The following is a 2,607-nucleotide window of genomic DNA, read 5'->3' as shown; positions in this document are numbered from 1 at the left end:
TGCGGATTCCGACGTGAAGCCGGCCGGCATTCCGATCAATATCCGGCCACCGTTCCGATTTGAAGCCGGCCACGATTCCAATCAATTACCGGCCGGATTTCGGCACTAACAATCCCCTCTGGGTCAGCAACTTTGGCATCAAGCCTCCCGGTACACGAGGAGATTTTGATGCCGGCGAAGAGAAGGCTGACCATGAGACAATTACGACAGATGCTCCGGCTTGCCGGAAGTGGAACAAGTAGCCGCGAGATCGCGGTGATGCTCGGCGTTGCACGCAGCACCGTGCAGGATAATCTGAAGCGAGCAGCCATGGCGGGGCTGACCTGGCCATTGCCCGGAGAACTGACCGACGATGCGCTGGAGCATCGGCTTTTCGCCCGCGCCGGGGTCAAGCAGGGCCAACGGCGACGCCAGGAGCCTGATTGGGCTGAGCTCTCCATCGAGCTGAAGAAGCCGGGCGTCACGCTGCTGATCCTCTGGGAGGAATATCGCAGCGTCCATCCCGACGGATACGGCTATAGCCGCTTCTGCGAACTGTTCCGCGGCTTCGAGCAGCGCCTGTCGCCGACGATGCGCCAGGAGCATGCCGCTGGCGACAAGGCCTTCGTGGACTATTCCGGCAAGAGGGTGCCGATCATCGATCGCAAGACCGGCGAGGTTCGCGAGGCGGAACTGTTCGTCGGCGTGCTCGGCGCGTCGAGCTATACGTTCGCCGAGGCGACCTGGACCCAGACGCTCCCGGATTGGATCGGCTCGCACGTGCGCATGTTCGCCTTCTTCGGTGGCGTGCCCCGGCTGATCGTGCCGGACAACCTGAAGTCTGGCGTCAACCGCGCCAGCTTCCATGATCCCGAGATCAACCGCAGCTACGGCATGATGGCGTCCCACTACGGCGTCGGCGTCCTACCGGCCCGGCCACGCCGCCCGAAGGACAAGGCGAAGGTCGAGAACGCCGTGCGCTTTGCCCAGAGCTGCATTCTCGGACGCCTGCGCAAGCAGACCTTCTTCTCGCTCGCCGAGGCCAATGCCGCGATCGCCGAGGTGCTCGCGCGCATCAACGATCATGTCATGCGCCGGCTTGGCGTCAGCCGCCGGCACCTCTTCGAGACGGTCGAACGCCCGGCACTCGCAAGCCTGCCCATCGAAGACTACGAATTCGCCGAATGGCGCTTGGCGCGGGTCTCGACGGATTACCACGTCGAGTGCAAGAGCTTCTTCTATTCCGTCCCGCATGCCCTCATCCGCCAGCAGGTCGATATCCGGGCAACCGCCCGGATGATCGAGATATTCCATCGCGGCAAACGCGTTGCTGTGCATCAGCGCCGCTATGGCGGGCCGCGCTATGGAACAGACCCCGCTCACATGCCGAGCTCTCACCGCCGCTACGCCGAATGGACGCCGGAGCGCTTCCGGCGCTGGGGCGCGTCCATCGGTCCGCAGACCGAAGGGCTGATCATCGCCATCCTCGCCAGCCGGCCGCATCCGGAACAAGGTTTCAGAACATGCCTCGGCATCCTGCGCCTTTATCGCGACATCGGCCATGAGCGCGCCGAGGCCGTTTCGTCGCGCGCCGTCGAGATCGGCGGCCTGACCTGCAAGACCATTGCCTCGCTCATCGCCACCCACAAGGGCGCAAGGCATTCCACCGAACCTACCGCCGTCATGGAACACGCCAATCTGCGTGGCCCCGGCTACTTTCATTGAGGAGACAACTCACAATGCTGACCAACCCCACCATCGACATGCTGCGCGAGCTCGGCCTCTCCGGCATGGCGAGCGCGTATCACGAACTCGAGGCGCAACCGGAGGCGAGACAACTCGAGCACGGTGAATGGCTCACGATCTTGCTCGAACGGGAAACGACCACGCGCCGTCAGAAGCGTTTCGAGGCAAGGGCCCGTGCCGCGAAGCTCCGCCATGACGCCCAGATCGAGAACATCGACTTCCGCGCCGCCCGCGGCCTCGATCGCAACCTGTTCCTGAAGCTCGCCGGCTGTGATTGGATCAGGCAACATCACAGTCTCCTGCTGATCGGGCCCGCCGGCGTCGGCAAGAGCTGGCTGGCCTGCGCGCTCGGACACAAGGCATGCCGCGAGGACTTCTCCGTCGCCTATCATCGCCTGCCCAGGCTGTTCGCCACCCTTGCGCTCGCGCGCGGCGACGGCCGTTATCCCAAAGTTCTCAAGGCGCTCGCCCGAACCGACCTCCTCATCCTCGACGACTGGGGTCCGGAGAAGCTCAACGACGAGCAGCGTCGAGACCTCCTGGAAATCATCGAGGACCGCTACGAGAAGCGATCCACCATCGTCACCAGCCAAGTGCCTGTCGATCACTGGTACGACATGATCGGCAATCCGACGCTCGCCGATGCCATCCTCGACCGCCTCGTCCATAATGCCTACCGTATCGAACTGTCCGGTGAGAGCTTGCGAAAGCAGCGTCAGACACCAGCAGACGCTTGACCGCGCGGCAATCAGGAGCCATCAAACCAACGACCCAAGGGACCATCGACTGGCCGGCTTCAAATCGGAATGCTGGCCGGAATGAAATCGGAACAGGTGGCCGGCTTCGTTTCGGAATCAATGGCCGGCTTCATCGGAATACGCA

General features: G+C 63.2%; 2 protein-coding genes. Both read left to right on the top strand.

Annotation, left to right across the window (positions count from 1 at the left end):
- Positions 1-192 precede the first annotated feature (192 nt).
- On the top strand, positions 193-1,704 hold the full coding sequence (gene istA / locus ACODTJ_RS29035) for an IS21 family transposase (RefSeq protein WP_137901995.1): 1,512 nt from the start codon (positions 193-195) through the stop codon (positions 1,702-1,704).
- A 14-nt stretch (positions 1,705-1,718) separates the two neighbouring features.
- The gene (istB, locus tag ACODTJ_RS29030; protein ID WP_064334874.1) at positions 1,719-2,462 is read left to right on the top strand and encodes an IS21-like element helper ATPase IstB; all 744 of its coding nucleotides are present in this window, start codon (positions 1,719-1,721) and stop codon (positions 2,460-2,462) included.
- The last annotated feature ends 145 nt before the right edge of the window (positions 2,463-2,607 follow it).

The sequence above is a fragment of the Allobosea sp. FG18 genome (assembly GCF_057809495.1).
This window is presented reverse-complemented; position numbering and strand designations above follow the sequence as displayed.

Excerpts from the sequence above, each read along its gene's own strand:
- istA (WP_137901995.1), top strand. The coding sequence starts at position 193 with ATGAGACAATTACGACAGATGCTCCGGCTTGCCGGAAGTGGAACAAGT.
- istB (WP_064334874.1), top strand. The coding sequence starts at position 1,719 with ATGCTGACCAACCCCACCATCGACATGCTGCGCGAGCTCGGCCTCTCC.